Source organism: Pseudomonas guangdongensis (genome assembly GCF_900105885.1).
In the GTDB taxonomy this organism is placed as follows: Bacteria; Pseudomonadota; Gammaproteobacteria; order Pseudomonadales; family Pseudomonadaceae; genus Geopseudomonas; species Geopseudomonas guangdongensis.
Map to the genome: position 1 here is coordinate 2316256 of NZ_LT629780.1, position 14445 is coordinate 2330700.

Here is a 14445-nt window from a genome sequence, read left to right on the forward strand (position 1 = left end):
GCGCCCGACCGCTCCGCGCATGCCCTCTTGATTCTGCGCCCGGGCGGCGCAATATCCTCGGGATAGCGGACGATTCGTGGAGCCCTGCCATGATCCAGCTGTTCCAGCCGCTGACCCTGCGGCAACTGACCCTGCCCAACCGCATCGCGGTGTCGCCGATGTGCCAGTACAGCGCCCGCGACGGCCTGGCCAACGACTGGCACCTGGTCCACCTTGGCAGCCGCGCCACCGGCGGCGCCGGACTGGTGATCGCCGAAGCCACCGCGGTGGCGCCCGAGGGGCGTATCAGCCCGCAGTGCCTGGGGCTGTGGTGCGACGCGCAGATCGAGCCGCTGCGGCGCATCACCCGCTTCATCGACAGCCAGGGCGCGGTGGCCGGCATCCAGCTCGGCCATGCCGGGCGCAAGGCCGGCGTGTGGCGACCGTGGGCCGGGCGCAGCGGCGCGCTGCCGCTGGACGACGGCGGCTGGACGCCCCTGGCGCCCTCGGCGCTGCCTTTCGCTGCCGACCATCACACGCCCCGTGCGATGAGCCGTGCGCAGATCGCCACGCTGATCGCCGACTTCGCCAGCGCCGCCGGGCGCGCCCGGGCGGCCGGATTCCGGGTGGTGGAGATCCACGCGGCCCACGGCTACCTGCTGCACCAGTTCCTCTCGCCGCTGAGCAATGTCCGCGACGACGACTACGGCGGCAGCTTCGCCAACCGTACCCGCCTGCTGCTGGAGGTGGTCGAGGCGGTGCGCGCGGTGTGGCCGGCAGAGCTGCCTTTGCTGGTACGCCTGTCGGCCACCGACTGGCTGGACGGCGGCTGGAGCGAGCCGGAAACGGTCGAGCTGGCGCGGCTGCTCAAGGCGCGCGGGGTCGACCTGATCGACCTGTCCAGCGGCGGCCTGGCGCCCGGCGCGCAGATCCCGCTGGGGCCGGGCTACCAGGTGCGCTTCGCCGAGCGGGTGCGCCACGAGGCGCAGATCGCCACCGGCGCGGTCGGGCAGATCAGCGAGCCGGCGCAGGCCGAGCAGGTGCTGCGCTGCGGTCAGGCCGATCTGGTCCTGCTGGCCCGCGAGCTGCTGCGCGATCCCTACTGGCCGCTGCACGCCGCCGAGGCGCTCGGCCACCGGCTGGCCTGGCCGGCGCAGTACGTGCGCGCCGCCCGCCAGGACACACCGATCCACGACTCCACCGCCGGGCTGGACTGAGCGGTCACATCGCCTTGCACTTTTGCGCGGCTTCGCGCTGCCCGGCGCGCAGCGCCCTCGGCATAATCGCCCGATCTTCAGCGGAGAACTCCCATGGACACACGCAGTCTGCTCGACCAGTTGCTCAAGGCCGCCCCCGGCCTGCTGGGCAGCGCCGGTTCATCATCGAAGTCGCGCCCCGCCGGGCGACCGGACGGCAAGGAAGGCAAGGGCGGCAAGGGCGGCAAGGACAGCGGGCTGGGCAGCCTGCTGTCCGGCGCGGCCGGCGGCGGTCTGGCGGCCGGCGCCATCGGTCTGCTGCTGGGCAGCAAGAAGGCGCGCAAGTACGGCGGCAAGGCGCTGACCTACGGCGGCCTGGCGGCGCTCGGGGTGATGGCCTACAAGGCCTATGGCAACTGGCAGAAGCAGCAGGGCGCCAGCCAGCCGGCCACCGCGCCGCAGACCCTCGACCGCCTGCCGCCGGCGCAGGTCGAGCAGCACAGCCATGCGATCCTCCAGGCGCTGATCGCCGCGGCCAAGGCCGACGGGCACATCGACGCGCGCGAGCGCGAGCTGATCGACGCCGAGGTCGCGCGTCTGAGCGGCGATGCGCAGCTGCTGGCCTGGATCGACGGCGAGCTGAACCGCCCGCTCGATCCGGCGGCGGTGGCCCGCGCCGCGCAGACCCCGGAGATGGCCGCCGAGATGTACCTGGCCAGCCGCCTGCTGATCGACGAGGAAAACTTCATGGAGCGCGCCTACCTAGACGAGCTGGCCCGCCAGCTGCGTCTCGACCCGGCGCTGCGCGGCGAGCTGGACCGTCAGGTGGCCGAGGCCGGTTAGCCGGCGTCGCGGTACTCGGGCAACTGGCCGAGGCGCTGCTTGAGGAAATCCACCAGCAGGCGGACCTTGGGCGACAAGCCGCGCTGCGGCGGATACAGCGCCCAGACCGCGGTATTCGGCGGGCGATGCTGTTCCAGCAGGGCGACCAGCGCGCCGCTTCTCAGGTGCTCCAGCACGTAGTAGTCGGGCAGCTGGCACAGGCCGAAGCCGCGCAGCGCCGCGTCGAGCACCGCCGCGCCGCTGTTGCAGCGCCAGTTGCCCTGCACGCGCAGCTGGGTTTCCTGGCCGTGTTCGGCGAACACCCAGTGGTCGCTGCTGCCGATCAGGCAGTTGTGCCGGGCCAGGTCGGCCAGGCTGCGCGGCTCGCCGGCGCGTTCGAGGTAGGCCGGCGCGGCGCACAGGTACATCTCGCGCGGCGCCAGGCGGGTGGCCACCAGCCGCTCGGCGTTCAGGCGACCGAGGCGCACGGCCAAGTCGAGGCCTTCGTGGAGCAGGTCGAGGGTGCGGTTGCTCAGCTGGATGTCCACCCGCAGCTGTGGGTGCCGGGCCATGAACTGGTTGACCAGCGGCACCACGAAGCGCTCGCCGTAGGCCACCCCGCAGGTCATGCGCAGCAGGCCCTTGGGCTCGGCGGACAGGTCGCCGACCGCCCGCCAGGCGTCCTCGCGGGCGTCCTGCAGGCTGCGGCAGTGCTGCAGGAAGATCTGCCCGGCCTCGGTCAGGCTGACCCGCCGGGTGCTGCGATGCAGCAGGCGGCTCTGCAGGCGTTCTTCGAGCTGGGCGATGCGCCGGCTGACATGGGACGAGGACACCCCGAGGCGCTCGGCGGCGGCGGTGAACTGGCCGCACTCGGCGACGGCGACGAACTCGTCCAGCCCATCCCATTGGCTCATGGGGATTCTCCGGTGGGGCAGGGGATTGTCCCTGTGTGGCAATAATGTTTTTCCAAGCGGGCGATTATTCCTCAAAAGCCGCTGATCTACACTGTGCGGCACATTCCGGCGCAGGTTTCGCCCTGTGCCGTCCGCGTATCGCCAGGAGCCTTCCGATGATCAAATCCCGTGCCGCCGTCGCCTTCGCCCCCAACCAGCCGCTGCAGATCGTCGAGGTGGACGTCGCGCCGCCGCAGGCCGGCGAGGTGCTGGTGCGCATCGTCGCCAGCGGCGTGTGCCACACCGACGCCTACACCCTGTCCGGCCAGGACAGTGAGGGCGTGTTCCCCTGCATCCTCGGCCACGAGGGCGGCGGCATCGTCGAGGCGGTGGGCGAGGGCGTCACCTCGGTGCAGGTCGGCGACCACGTGATCCCGCTGTATACCGCCGAGTGCCGCCAGTGCAAGTTCTGCACCTCCGGCAAGACCAACCTGTGCAGCTCGGTGCGTGCCACCCAGGGCAAGGGCCTGATGCCCGACGGCACCACCCGCTTCAGCTACAACGGCCAGCCGGTCTACCACTACATGGGCTGCTCGACCTTCTCCGAGTACACCGTGCTGCCGGAAGTCTCGGTGGCGGTGATTCCCAAGGAGGCACCGCTGGAGAAGGTCTGCCTGCTCGGCTGCGGCGTGACCACCGGCATCGGCGCGGTGCTCAACACCGCCAAGGTCACCGAGGGCTCCACCGTGGCGATCTTCGGCCTCGGCGGCATCGGCCTCGCGGCGATCATCGGCGCCAAGATGGCCAAGGCCTCGCGCATCATCGGCGTCGACATCAACCCGGCCAAGGAGGCCGTGGCCCGCGAGCTGGGCCTCACCGATTTCGTCAATCCGAAGGACCACGCCAAGCCGATCCAGGACGTGATCGTCGAGATGACCGACGGCGGCGTGGACTACAGCTTCGAGTGCATCGGCAACGTGCAGCTGATGCGCGCGGCGCTGGAGTGCTGCCACAAGGGCTGGGGCGAGTCGACCATCATCGGTGTGGCGCCGGCCGGCGCCGAGATCAGCACCCGGCCGTTCCAGCTGGTCACCGGCCGCGTCTGGCGCGGCAGCGCCTTCGGTGGCGTCAAGGGCCGCACCGAGCTGCCGAGCTACGTGGCGAAGTCGCAGAAGGGCGAGATCCCGCTGGATACCTTCATCACCCACACCATGGGTCTGGAGGACATCAACGAGGCCTTCGAGCTGATGGAGGAGGGCAAGAGCATCCGTACCGTCATCCACTTCTGAGGCGTGACACACCGCCCGCAATGATCGCGCCCATGCTTTCTGCATGGGCGCGCCGTTTCCGGACCTCATGCAAGGAGTTCCCCCCATGAGCCTCGAACTGCTTTCCAGCCAGAAGAGCTTCGGCGGCTGGCACAACCGCTACCGTCACCGCTCGGCCACCCTCCAGTGCGACATGGTGCTCGCCGTCTACCTGCCGCCGCAGGCCGAACCGGACGCGAAGCTGCCGGTGCTCTACTGGCTGAGCGGGCTGACCTGCAGCGACGAGAACTTCATGCAGAAGGCCGGCGCCCAGCGCCTGGCTGCCGAACTGGGGCTGGTGCTGGTGGCGCCGGACACCAGCCCGCGCGGCCCTGACGTGCCGGGCGACCCGGACGGCGCCTGGGACTTCGGCCACGGCGCCGGCTTCTACCTGAACGCCACCGAGCAGCCCTGGGCGCAGCATTACCACATGCACGACTACGTGGTGCAGGAGCTGCCGGCGCTGGTCGAGGCGAACTTCCCGGTCAACGACAAGCGCGGCATCAGTGGCCACTCGATGGGCGGGCACGGCGCGCTGGTCTGCGCCCTGCGCAATCCCGGGCGCTACCGCTCGCTGTCGGCGTTCGCGCCGATCGCCAACCCGAGCAGCTGTCCGTGGGGCGAGAAGGCCTTTACCCGCTATCTGGGCGCGGATCGCGACGCCTGGCGCGGCTGGGATGCCTGTGCGCTGCTGGCCGAGCGCCCGGCCCGGCACCTGCCGATCCTGGTCGACCAGGGCGATGCCGACAGCTTCCTCGATGTGCAGCTCAAGCCGGCGGTCCTGCAGGCCGCGGCGGCGGCGGTCGGCCAGCCGCTGACCCTGCGCCTGCAGCCGGGCTACGACCACAGCTACTGGTTCGTCGCCAGCTTCATCGACGACCACCTGCGCCACCACGCGGCAGCGCTGCACGGCTGACCCCCGCGCCGCCCGCGGCGCGGCAACTCCTGTAGAATCGGCGCCCCGACTTCTGCAAGGCGTTGTCAATCATGCGTATCGGCCACGGCTACGACGTGCATCGTTTCGGCGAGGGCGAGTTCATCACCCTCGGCGGCGTGCGCATTCCCCACCGCTTCGGGCTCATCGCCCACTCCGACGGCGACGTGCTGCTGCATGCGCTGAGCGATGCGCTGCTCGGCGCGGCGGCGCTCGGCGACATCGGCCGGCATTTTCCCGACACCGACCCGCAGTTCAAGGGCGCCGACAGTCGCGTCCTGCTGCGCCATGTGCTCGGTCTGATCCACGCCAAGGGCTGGCGGGTCGGCAACCTCGACGCCACCATCGTCGCCCAGGCGCCGAAGATGGCTCCGCACATCGAAGCGATGCGCGCGCACATCGCCGCCGATCTGCAGATCGAGCCCGATGCGGTCAACGTCAAGGCCACCACCACCGAGAAGCTCGGCTTCGCCGGCCGCGAGGAGGGCATCGCCGTGCACGCGGTCGCCCTGCTGCTGCCGCGATGAGCGCGCTCGACGAGCAGGCGCTGCTCGGCCCGACCGCCTGGGGCCAGCCTTGCGGCAGCGCGGTGCTCAAGCACACGGCGGAGGACTTTCAGGTCAACGAGGTGCTGGACATTCCGCTGTCCGGCAGCGGCGAGCATCTGTGGCTGTGGGTGGAGAAGCGTGGCCTGAATACCGAGGACGCCGCGCGGCGCATCGCCCGCGCCGCCGGCGTGCCGCTCAAGGCGATCAGCTATGCCGGCCTCAAGGATCGCCAGGCGCTGACCCGCCAGTGGTTCAGCCTGCACCTGCCGGGCAAGGCCGACCCCGACCTGGCGGCGGCCGAGGGCGACGACCTGCGCATCCTCGAACGCACCCGCCACTCGCGCAAGCTGCAGCGCGGCGCCCATGCCGCCAACGGCTTCGTCATCCGCCTGACCGCCCTCGATGCCGACCGCGCCGTGCTGGAGCAGCGCCTGGCGCAGATCGCCGCCGGCGGGGTGCCCAACTATTTCGGTTTGCAGCGCTTCGGCTTCGACGGCGGCAACCTGCACGAGGCCCGCCACTGGGCCGCGCAGGGCACGCTGCCCGAGCAGCGCAACCGCCGCTCGCGGGTGCTGTCGGCGGCGCGCAGCTACCTGTTCAACCGGGTGCTGGCGGCGCGCATCGCCGAGGGCTGCTGGAACCGCGCGCTGCCCGGCGACCGGCTGGCCTTCACCGACAGTCGCAGCCACTTCCTCGCCGGCGCGGCCGACTGCCACGATCCGCGCCTGGCCGCACTCGACCTGCATCCCACCGGCCCGCTGTTCGGCGCCGGCGCGCTGGAAACCGGCGGCGCGCCGCAGGCGCTGGAGCAGCAGCTGCAGGCGGAGGAAGCGGCTCTGGTCGACTGGCTGGCGGGTGCCGGACTGGAGCAGATGCGCCGCATTCTGCGCCTCCCCATTGCCGGGCTGACGTGGCATTATCCCGCCACCGATACCCTGCAACTGGAATTCGTCCTGCCGGCCGGTTGCTTCGCCACCGTGGTGGTGCGCGAACTGGTCCGGTTGCTGCCGACAGGATCTATGGATATCCCATGCGAATTTTGATCGCCAACGACGACGGCGTTTACGCCCCCGGCCTCGTCGCGCTGCACCAGGCGCTGGCCGACTATGCCGAGTGCGCGGTGGTCGCACCCGACCAGGATCGCAGCGGTGCCAGCAGTTCGCTGACCCTCGACCGTCCGCTGCATCCGCAGCGTCTGGACAACGGCTACATCAGCATCAACGGTACGCCGACCGACTGTGTGCACCTGGCCCTCAACGGCCTGCTCGAACATACCCCGGAGATGGTGGTTTCGGGGATCAACCTGGGCGCCAACCTGGGCGACGACGTGCTGTATTCCGGCACGGTGGCGGCGGCCCTGGAAGGACGCTTCCTCGACAAGCCGGCGTTCGCCTTCTCGCTGCTGTCGCGACAGACCGACAACCTGCCGGCCGCCGCGCAGATCGCCCGACGCCTGGTGGCCATGCATGACCAGCTCGACCTGCCGCCGCGCACGGTGCTCAACGTCAATATCCCCAACCTGCCGCTGGAGCGCATCCGCGGCATCCAGCTGACCCGCCTCGGCCACCGCGCCCGCGCCGCCGCACCGGTCAAGTCGGTCAACCCGCGCGGCAAGGAAGGCTACTGGATCGCGGTGGCCGGCGATGCCGAGGACGGCGGCCCGGGGACCGACTTCCACGCAGTGATGCAGGGCTACGTGTCGATCACCCCGTTGCAGCTGGACCGCACCTTCCACGAAGGCTTCCGCGGTCTGGGCATTCTGGAGACGTTGTTGTGACAAGGAACGACCTGCAGCGCCGAGGGATCGGCATGACTTCCCAGCGCACCCGCGAGCGGCTGATCCAGCGCCTCTGCGAGGAGGGATTGTCGGATGCGCGGGTGCTCGAAGTGATCCGCCGCACGCCGCGCCACCTATTCGTCGACGAGGCGCTGGCCCATCGCGCCTACGAGGACACCGCGCTGCCGATCGGCCACAACCAGACCATCTCGCAGCCGTTCATGGTCGCGCGGATGAGCGAGCTGCTGCTGGCCAGCGGACCGCTGGACAAGGTGCTGGAGATCGGCACCGGTTCGGGCTACCAGACCGCGGTGCTCGCCCAACTGGTCGAGCGGGTGTTCTCGGTGGAGCGCATCCAGTCGCTGCAGGAGCGCGCCAAGGAGCGACTGCTCGAACTCGACCTGCGCAATGTGGTCTTTCGTTGGGGCGATGGCTGGGACGGCTGGTCGGCCCTGGCGCCCTACAACGGGATCATCGTGACCGCCGCCGCCAGCGAGGTGCCGCAGGCGCTGCTCGACCAGCTGGCGCCGGGCGGACGGCTGGTGATCCCGGTCGGCGCCGGCGACGAGCAGCAACTGCTGCTGATCGTCAACGAGGGTGGGCACTTCTCCCGGCAAATACTTGACTCGGTACGTTTCGTGCCTCTGCTGAGCGGCTCGGTGTTCTGAGTCCTCGGCCGTTCTGACGGAAAAAACAATGCGAAATGCTTTCCTGCTGTTCGCCAAGGGCATGGCCATGGGCGCAGCCGACGTGGTGCCGGGGGTTTCCGGCGGCACCATCGCCTTCATCAGCGGCATCTACGACGAACTGCTGCGCTCCATCGGCGCGGTGCCGACGGCCCTGCGCCAGTTGCTGCGCGGTCGGGTGCGCGAGGCCTGGCAGACGGCCAACGCCAATTTCCTGGTGATCCTGCTGAGCGGCGTGCTGACCAGCATCTTCAGTCTGGCGCGGGGCATCACCTGGCTGCTGGAGCACCAGCCGATCCCGCTGTGGTCGTTCTTCTTCGGTCTGATCCTGGTTTCGGTCTGGCTGGTCGGTCGGGAGATCTCGCGCTGGAACTGGGGCAGCATGCTGGGCTTCGGTCTCGGCGTGGCGTTCGCCTGGTGGATCACCGTGGCGGCCCCGATGCAGTGGGGGCACGACCCGCTGAGCCTGTTCTTCGCCGGCGCCATCGCCATCTGCGCGATGATCCTGCCAGGCATCTCGGGCAGCTTCCTGCTGGTGCTGATGGGGCTCTATGCCTTCGTGCTGGAAGCGGTCAAGGGCTTCGATGTGGCGGTGCTGGCGGTGTTCGCCGCCGGCTGCGCCTGCGGCCTGCTGAGCTTCGCGCGGTTGCTGAGCTGGATGCTCGAACATGTGCGCACCCTGACTCTGACCTTCCTGACCGGGCTGATGCTCGGCTCGCTGAACAAGGTCTGGCCCTGGAAGGAGACCCTGACCTGGCGCGCCGACCGTCATGGCCAGTTGCAGCCGCTGCAGCAGGAGAACCTGTGGCCCTGGCACTACGCCCAGTCGAGCGGACAGGACGCGCAACTGCTGCTGGCGCTGCTGATGGCGCTGGGCGGCGTGTTGCTGGTCTGTGCTCTGGAATGGTTTGCCAGGCGGCACCGGCCGCAGGTGGGGGAGGCATGAGTCGGCTCATGAGCGGATTCGCGATGTCATCGCAGGGTCGCGGCGCGCTGCGTCTGTTGGCCGGGTTTGGGCTGTGCCTGGGGTTGGCGCTGCTGGGAGGCTGCGCCACGTCTACGGGAAGCAGCGTGTCCGTCGACAGCCGCGCTGCGAACGCCCGTCAGCCGGTCACCCAGGGACAGTACCGGGTCCAGCGTGGCGACACCCTGTATTCGATTGCCAGTCGCTATGGCTGGGAATGGCGCGCCCTGGCGACCCACAACCGCATCGCCCCGCCCTACACGATTCATGTCGGGCAAGTGATCCGCTTCGGCACCTCGGGGCAGGCCCTGGCCAGCTCGCCGGCGCCCGCAGTGGTCGCACCGGTCGCAAGCCGGGCGCCCGGCAGTGCGGCCCGTCCCGCCGCTCCTGTGGCCGCGCCGAGCGTGCCGGCCACCACACCGGTGATGCCGTCTGCCCGCTCGGCCAGCGGCTGGTCATGGCCGGCCGTCGGTCAGGTGATCGAGGTGTTTTCGGCGAGCAATAGTTTGAACAAGGGCATTGATATCGCCGGAGATTTGGGCCAGCCTGTCCTTGCTGCACAAGATGGAAGCGTGGTGTACGCCGGTAGCGGTTTGCGGGGATACGGCGAGCTGGTCATCATCAAGCACAACGATACCTACGTCAGTGCCTACGGCCACAACCGCAGGCTGCTGGTGAAGGAAGGACAGCGTGTCAAGGTAGGTCAGCAGATTGCGGAAATGGGCTCTACGGACACTGACAGGGTGAAGCTGCATTTCGAGATTCGCCGTCAGGGCAAGCCCGTCGACCCGTTGCAGTATCTGCCACGCCGCTGAGCTGTCACCTTTGCCGGATAGCGTGGGGGGACAGGACCCCGGCGCGTCAAAGGGATATGAGCGTACGAGGTCTTTTGTCGAGCTCAGCAAAGGACCAATAAAAATGGCAAGTTCCAAAAAAGAAACCGTGGAGTTTGACAGCGATGACGAAATTCTCCTCCTGGAGCCTGGCGTCATCCCTGACCTGGATGTCGCCGAGCCGGAGGGAGACGGCGATGCGGGGCTCGACGTTCAGCCCGGCGCCAGCTCCCGGCAGCACAAGTTCATCGACTACACCCGTGCGCTCGACGCCACGCAGCTTTATCTGAACGAAATCGGCTTCTCGCCGCTGCTGACCCCGCAAGAGGAAGTGCATTTCGCCCGCATGGCGCGGCGCGGCGAAGAAGCCGGGCGCAAGCGGATGATCGAGAGCAACCTGCGCCTGGTGGTGAAGATATCCCGTCGCTACGTCAACCGGGGGCTGACCCTGCTCGATCTGATCGAAGAGGGCAACCTCGGCCTGATCCGCGCGGTGGAGAAGTTCGATCCGGAGCGTGGCTTCCGCTTTTCCACCTATGCGACCTGGTGGATCCGCCAGACCATCGAGCGGGCGATCATGAACCAGACGCGTACCATCCGCCTGCCGATCCACGTGGTCAAGGAGCTCAACGTCTACCTGCGCGCCGCTCGCGAGCTGACCCAGAAACTCGACCACGAGCCCTCGGCCGAGGAAATCGCCGCCCTGCTGGACAAGCCGGTCGGCGAGGTCAAGCGCATGCTCGGGCTCAACGAGCGGGTGACGTCTGTGGATGTCACCCTGGGTCCGGATTCCGATAAGACCCTGCTCGACACCCTGACCGACGAGCGTCCCAGCGATCCCTGCGAGCTGCTGCAGGACGAGGATCTGAGCCAGAGCATCGATCTGTGGCTGTCCGACCTGTCGGAAAAGCAGCGCGAGGTGGTGATCCGCCGCTTCGGCCTGCGCGGTCATGAGAGCTGCACGCTGGAGGAGGTGGGGCGCGAGATCGGCCTGACCCGCGAACGGGTACGGCAGATCCAGGTAGAGGCGCTCAAGCGCCTGCGCGAGATCCTGGAAAGCAACGGCCTGTCCAGCGAGGCGCTGTTCGAGTAAGCACTTCCGCACTGCAAGAGCCCGACCCGGCAGCGTCCGCGTCGGGTTTTTTCGTGCCCGCGGGCAAGACAAGCGGCATGTGCGGTCATTGATCGGATATCGGGCCGAGGCGCCGCTTGTCGCCCGTCCCTGTAATCCAAGGCTTACAGGGTTTGTAAGCCAATGCCGGAAAGGCTTCGGGTATTTGCCGGGCTGAGCGGTGAGTTTTTTTATAAATCTCTGTTTTTAAAGGATTTTTTGTGTTGCGGCAGGTGCTGGGGCGCCTCGCTCAGGCGGCGACGGCCAGCTTGCGGAAAAGTTCCCGGCGGCTAGTATCTGTCTTGCGTTCAGGATGTAACGCAGCCGGCAAGGATGCAGGCAGGGACATCACAGGGAAGCGATTCACCACGGTCGGTGGCAAGGGAACAGAAAGCAGGGCGGGGGCAACCCCGCCCTATTTTTTTGCGTGCGCAAAAGGTTCAGCCGCGGATGACCGGGCGGGTCGGGTCGGTGATCCACTCGCTCCAGGAGCCAGCGTACAGCCTGGCCAGCGGGTAGCCCGCCAGGCACAGGGCGAACAGGTTGTGGCAGGCGGTCACTCCGGAGCCGCAGTAGGCGACGATGCGGCTTTGCGGGCGCGGGCCGATCAGCCGGGCGAAGCGCTGGCGCAGGATGGCGGCATCGAGAAAGCGCTCGCTGTCGTCCAGGTTGTCGGTGAAGGCTGCGCACTGCGCGCCGGGAATGTGTCCGGCCACCGGATCGATCGGCTCGACTTCGCCACGAAAACGCGGCAGACCGCGAGCATCGAGCAATACCAGATCGGGGTCGGCCAGGGCCTGTGTCAGTTCGTTGCCGTCGATCACCAGAGCCGGATCGGGCTGGCCATGGAAGTCGCCGGCCGTCGCGAGCGGGCAGTCTCGGCTCAGCGGCAGACCGGCATCCTGCCAGGCGTTCAGGCCGCCATCGAGCAGCCAGACACCTTCGCGCTTGCCGAGCCAGAGCAGCAGCCACCAGGCGCGTGCGGCGAAGGCTCCCGGCCCGTCGTCGTAGAGCACGATCTGGCTGTCGTTGCCGATTCCCCAGGCGCGCAGGCGCTGGCAGAGTTGCTGCGGGTCGGGCAGGGGATGGCGGCCACTGCGTCCGGGCTGTACCGGGGCCGACAGGTCGCGCTCCAGGTCGGCATGTTGCGCGCGCGGCAGGTGGCCGGTCGCATGGGCGCGCCGACCGTAGTCGGGGTCTTCCAGGGCAAAGCGGCAGTCGAGGATCACCAGATCCGGCTGGTCGAGGCGTTGTGCCAGTTCTTGCGGGCTGAGCAGGCGGGCAAGGGCCATGGGCTTCTCCAGGTATGGGCAGTGGCGGGCAGGTGGGTGGACGACCTACAGCTTAACGCCAGTCTCCGCTCGACGTGCAGGGTGCATTTCCTGTGCCGGCGCTTGGCCGAATTGCCGCATGTTTGCCGCGCCGGCAGGTATACTCCGCGCTTTTACGCAGGAGAGCCTCGTGGCCGCAATCGATATCCGCTGGGTCCTGGATGACGCGACCCTGGCCAGCTGCTGCAGCGCCTGGCGCCGCCGGCCTTTCGTGGCGCTGGATACCGAGTTCATGCGGGTGGATACCTTCTACCCGATCGCCGCCTTGCTACAGGTCGGCGACGGTGAGGCAGTGTGGCTGATCGACCCGCTGAAGATCGGCGACTGGGCGCCGTTCGCCGCGCTGTTGGAAGACCCTGCGGTGGTCAAGGTACTGCACTCGTGCAGCGAGGACCTTGAGGTGTTCCGGCGCCTGACCGGCAGTTGCCCGCAGCCGCTGTTCGACACCCAGATCGCCGCCGGCTACCTGGGCATCGGTTTCTCCATGGGCTACTCGCGGCTGGTCAAGGAGCTGCTGGGGCTCGACCTGCCCAAGGACGAGACCCGCTCCGACTGGCTGCAGCGCCCGCTCAGCGACATGCAGGTGCGCTATGCCGCGGAGGACGTGCAGCACCTGTGCGAGGTCTACGCCAAGCTCGACGGCCGCCTGAGCGCGGACAAGCGTGCCTGGCTGCTGGAGGACGGGGCCGAACTGGTCGCCGCCCAGGGCGAGGTCTGCGACCCGCAGGAAGCCTGGCGCGAGGTCAAGCTGGCCTGGCGCCTGAACGGCCAGCAGCTGGCCGTGCTGCGCGCCCTGTGCGCCTGGCGCGAGGAGCAGGCGCGATTGCGCGACCAGCCGCGCAATCGCATCCTGCGCGAACGCTCGCTGTGGCCGCTGGCCCGCCTGCAGCCGCGCGATGCGGTCAGCCTGGCGCGCATCGAAGACATGCATCCGCGCACCGTGCGCCAGGATGGCGAGGCCCTGCTGGGGCTGATCGCCCGCGCTGCGGCGCTGCCCGTCGAGCAGTGGCCCGAGCCGCTGCCCGAACCCCTGCCGCTGGAAGCCGCGGCGCTGCTCAAGAAACTGCGCGCGGTCGGCCAGCGCGAGGCCGAGCGGCTGCAGATCGTCCCCGAGCTGATGCTGCGCAAGAAGGTGCTCGAAGCCCTGCTGAAAACCGGCTATCCCGATGGCCCTTACCAGTTGCCCGACGCCCTGCGCGGCTGGCGCCGCGCCCTGATGGGCCAGGCCCTGCTGGACACCCTCTGCCGAGACTGACGATGAAACGAATCTGCTCCATCTACAAAAGCCCGCGCAAGCGCGAGATGTACCTGTATGTCGACAAGCGCGAAGCCCTGGCCCGGGTGCCCGAAGCCCTGCTGAGCGCCTTCGGCGCGCCGCAGCATGCCTTCGACCTGCTGCTCACCCCCGAGCGCAAGCTGGCCCGCGAGGACATCCACAAGGTGCTGGACAACATCGAGAAGCAGGGCTTCCACCTGCAGATGCCGCCGCCGGAGGAGGAGTACATCGAGCACCTGCCCGACGAACTGCTGCGCCGCAACGACCCCGTCTGAACGACAGCCCGCCCGGAGACTTCGCCATGGCCGCCAAGGTCGAACCCTTCTGGAAGCGCAAGACGCTCGCGCAGCTCGACAGCGAGGAGTGGGAGTCGCTGTGCGACGGCTGCGGGCTGTGCTGCCTGCAGAAGCTCGAAGACGACGAGGACGGCAGCGTCTATTACACGCGCATCGCCTGCAAGCTGCTGGACCTCGAAACCTGTCGCTGCAGCGACTATGCCGGACGTCAGCAGCAGGTGCCCGACTGCGTGCGCCTGACGCCGGCGCAGGCCGGCGAGTTCCGCTGGCTGCCGCCGACCTGCGCCTACCGCCTGGTCGCCGAAGGCAAGGACCTGCTGCCCTGGCACCATCTGCTCTGCGGCGATCCGCAGGCGGTCCATGCGGCGCGCATTTCCCAGTCCGGACGCATGCTCAGCGAAAACAGCGTGGCCGAGGACGACTGGGAGGACTACCTGATCTTCCGGGCGGGCTGAACCTGCCGCGGCGGCCGGGGTCCTATCCGCTCACCAG

Annotated in this window: 16 protein-coding genes; 14 read left to right on the forward strand and 2 right to left on the reverse strand. The window is 68.7% G+C overall.

The genetic code is table 11. The features are described 5' to 3' along the window. Positions 1-89: 89 nt before the first annotated feature. Together BLU22_RS10930 and BLU22_RS10935 are read left to right on the forward strand one after the other, a co-directional pair. Complete coding sequence (locus BLU22_RS10930; RefSeq protein WP_090214366.1) at positions 90-1196, forward strand: NADH:flavin oxidoreductase/NADH oxidase; 1107 nt, start codon at positions 90-92, stop codon at positions 1194-1196. 93 nt (positions 1197-1289) lie between these two features. Further along, on the forward strand, positions 1290-2018 hold the full coding sequence (locus BLU22_RS10935; RefSeq protein WP_090214367.1) for a tellurite resistance TerB family protein: 729 nt from the start codon (positions 1290-1292) through the stop codon (positions 2016-2018). Here the strand turns inward: BLU22_RS10935 and BLU22_RS10940 are convergent. After that, positions 2015-2911 (reverse strand): LysR family transcriptional regulator, encoded by an 897-nt coding sequence (locus BLU22_RS10940; protein WP_090214369.1) that lies wholly within the window; start codon positions 2909-2911, stop codon positions 2015-2017. The two genes, BLU22_RS10935 and BLU22_RS10940, sit on opposite strands and share 4 nt — an antisense overlap. 155 nt (positions 2912-3066) lie before the next feature. Between BLU22_RS10940 and BLU22_RS10945 the strand changes: the two genes are divergently transcribed. From BLU22_RS10945 to rpoS, 9 genes are all read left to right on the forward strand, one after another. Continuing rightward, a complete protein-coding gene (locus BLU22_RS10945) occupies positions 3067-4179 on the forward strand; it encodes an S-(hydroxymethyl)glutathione dehydrogenase/class III alcohol dehydrogenase (RefSeq protein WP_090214370.1) in 1113 nt (370 codons plus the stop codon). Between the two features lie 85 nt (positions 4180-4264). Beyond that, positions 4265-5113, forward strand: coding sequence for an S-formylglutathione hydrolase (gene fghA, locus BLU22_RS10950; RefSeq protein ID WP_090214372.1), 849 nt, complete (start codon positions 4265-4267; stop codon positions 5111-5113). Positions 5114-5184: 71 nt separating this feature from the next. Further along, positions 5185-5658: a 2-C-methyl-D-erythritol 2,4-cyclodiphosphate synthase gene (ispF, locus tag BLU22_RS10955; RefSeq protein ID WP_090214374.1), complete on the forward strand. Its 474-nt coding sequence runs from the start codon at positions 5185-5187 to the stop codon at positions 5656-5658. Beyond that, on the forward strand, positions 5655-6722 hold the full coding sequence (gene truD / locus BLU22_RS10960; RefSeq protein ID WP_090214376.1) for a tRNA pseudouridine(13) synthase TruD: 1068 nt from the start codon (positions 5655-5657) through the stop codon (positions 6720-6722). The genes ispF and truD overlap by 4 nt, the downstream gene beginning before the upstream one ends. Continuing rightward, positions 6710-7456, forward strand: coding sequence for a 5'/3'-nucleotidase SurE (gene surE, locus BLU22_RS10965; RefSeq protein WP_090214377.1), 747 nt, complete (start codon positions 6710-6712; stop codon positions 7454-7456). The genes truD and surE overlap by 13 nt, the downstream gene beginning before the upstream one ends. 32 nt (positions 7457-7488) lie before the next feature. After that, positions 7489-8124 (forward strand): protein-L-isoaspartate(D-aspartate) O-methyltransferase, encoded by a 636-nt coding sequence (locus BLU22_RS10970; RefSeq protein WP_090214379.1) that lies wholly within the window; start codon positions 7489-7491, stop codon positions 8122-8124. Positions 8125-8152: 28 nt separating this feature from the next. Beyond that, the gene (locus BLU22_RS10975) at positions 8153-9088 is read left to right on the forward strand and encodes a DUF368 domain-containing protein (protein WP_090214381.1); all 936 of its coding nucleotides are present in this window, start codon (positions 8153-8155) and stop codon (positions 9086-9088) included. Between the two features lie 8 nt (positions 9089-9096). Further along, entirely contained in the window at positions 9097-9921 is an 825-nt protein-coding gene (locus tag BLU22_RS10980; RefSeq protein WP_231975238.1) for a peptidoglycan DD-metalloendopeptidase family protein, read from the forward strand. 103 nt (positions 9922-10024) lie between these two features. Next, on the forward strand, positions 10025-11032 hold the full coding sequence (gene rpoS, locus BLU22_RS10985; protein ID WP_090214382.1) for an RNA polymerase sigma factor RpoS: 1008 nt from the start codon (positions 10025-10027) through the stop codon (positions 11030-11032). 458 nt (positions 11033-11490) lie between these two features. Here the strand turns inward: rpoS and BLU22_RS10990 are convergent, their stop codons facing one another. Next, positions 11491-12342, reverse strand: a complete 852-nt coding sequence (locus BLU22_RS10990; RefSeq protein WP_090214384.1) for a sulfurtransferase — start codon at positions 12340-12342, stop codon at positions 11491-11493. Between the two features lie 118 nt (positions 12343-12460). Here BLU22_RS10990 and rnd point away from each other — a divergent pair, with 118 nt between their 5' ends. From rnd to BLU22_RS11005, 3 genes are read left to right on the forward strand one after another with little or no spacing between them, the layout of a single operon-like run. Continuing rightward, a complete protein-coding gene (gene rnd / locus BLU22_RS10995) occupies positions 12461-13636 on the forward strand; it encodes a ribonuclease D (protein ID WP_090214385.1) in 1176 nt (391 codons plus the stop codon). 2 nt (positions 13637-13638) lie between these two features. Further along, positions 13639-13932, forward strand: coding sequence for a YcgL domain-containing protein (locus tag BLU22_RS11000; protein ID WP_090214387.1), 294 nt, complete (start codon positions 13639-13641; stop codon positions 13930-13932). A gap of 26 nt (positions 13933-13958) precedes the next feature. Then, on the forward strand, positions 13959-14408 hold the full coding sequence (locus BLU22_RS11005; RefSeq protein ID WP_090214389.1) for a YcgN family cysteine cluster protein: 450 nt from the start codon (positions 13959-13961) through the stop codon (positions 14406-14408). Positions 14409-14445: the final 37 nt, after the last annotated feature.

Bases quoted from the DNA above. Each gene is read 5' to 3' on its own strand.
- BLU22_RS10970 (WP_090214379.1), top strand. From the start codon at position 7,489: ATGACTTCCCAGCGCACCCGCGAGCGGCTGATCCAGCGCCTCTGCGAG.
- BLU22_RS10990 (WP_090214384.1), bottom strand. From the start codon at position 12,342: ATGGCCCTTGCCCGCCTGCTCAGCCCGCAAGAACTGGCACAACGCCTC.
- rnd (WP_090214385.1), top strand. From the start codon at position 12,461: ATGTTTGCCGCGCCGGCAGGTATACTCCGCGCTTTTACGCAGGAGAGC.
- BLU22_RS10945 (WP_090214370.1), top strand. From the start codon at position 3,067: ATGATCAAATCCCGTGCCGCCGTCGCCTTCGCCCCCAACCAGCCGCTG.
- rpoS (WP_090214382.1), top strand. From the start codon at position 10,025: ATGGCAAGTTCCAAAAAAGAAACCGTGGAGTTTGACAGCGATGACGAA.
- fghA (WP_090214372.1), top strand. From the start codon at position 4,265: ATGAGCCTCGAACTGCTTTCCAGCCAGAAGAGCTTCGGCGGCTGGCAC.
- BLU22_RS11005 (WP_090214389.1), top strand. From the start codon at position 13,959: ATGGCCGCCAAGGTCGAACCCTTCTGGAAGCGCAAGACGCTCGCGCAG.
- surE (WP_090214377.1), top strand. From the start codon at position 6,710: ATGCGAATTTTGATCGCCAACGACGACGGCGTTTACGCCCCCGGCCTC.
- BLU22_RS10980 (WP_231975238.1), top strand. From the start codon at position 9,097: ATGAGCGGATTCGCGATGTCATCGCAGGGTCGCGGCGCGCTGCGTCTG.
- BLU22_RS10940 (WP_090214369.1), bottom strand. From the start codon at position 2,911: ATGAGCCAATGGGATGGGCTGGACGAGTTCGTCGCCGTCGCCGAGTGC.
- BLU22_RS10935 (WP_090214367.1), top strand. From the start codon at position 1,290: ATGGACACACGCAGTCTGCTCGACCAGTTGCTCAAGGCCGCCCCCGGC.
- BLU22_RS10930 (WP_090214366.1), top strand. From the start codon at position 90: ATGATCCAGCTGTTCCAGCCGCTGACCCTGCGGCAACTGACCCTGCCC.
- BLU22_RS11000 (WP_090214387.1), top strand. From the start codon at position 13,639: ATGAAACGAATCTGCTCCATCTACAAAAGCCCGCGCAAGCGCGAGATG.
- truD (WP_090214376.1), top strand. From the start codon at position 5,655: ATGAGCGCGCTCGACGAGCAGGCGCTGCTCGGCCCGACCGCCTGGGGC.
- ispF (WP_090214374.1), top strand. From the start codon at position 5,185: ATGCGTATCGGCCACGGCTACGACGTGCATCGTTTCGGCGAGGGCGAG.
- BLU22_RS10975 (WP_090214381.1), top strand. From the start codon at position 8,153: ATGCGAAATGCTTTCCTGCTGTTCGCCAAGGGCATGGCCATGGGCGCA.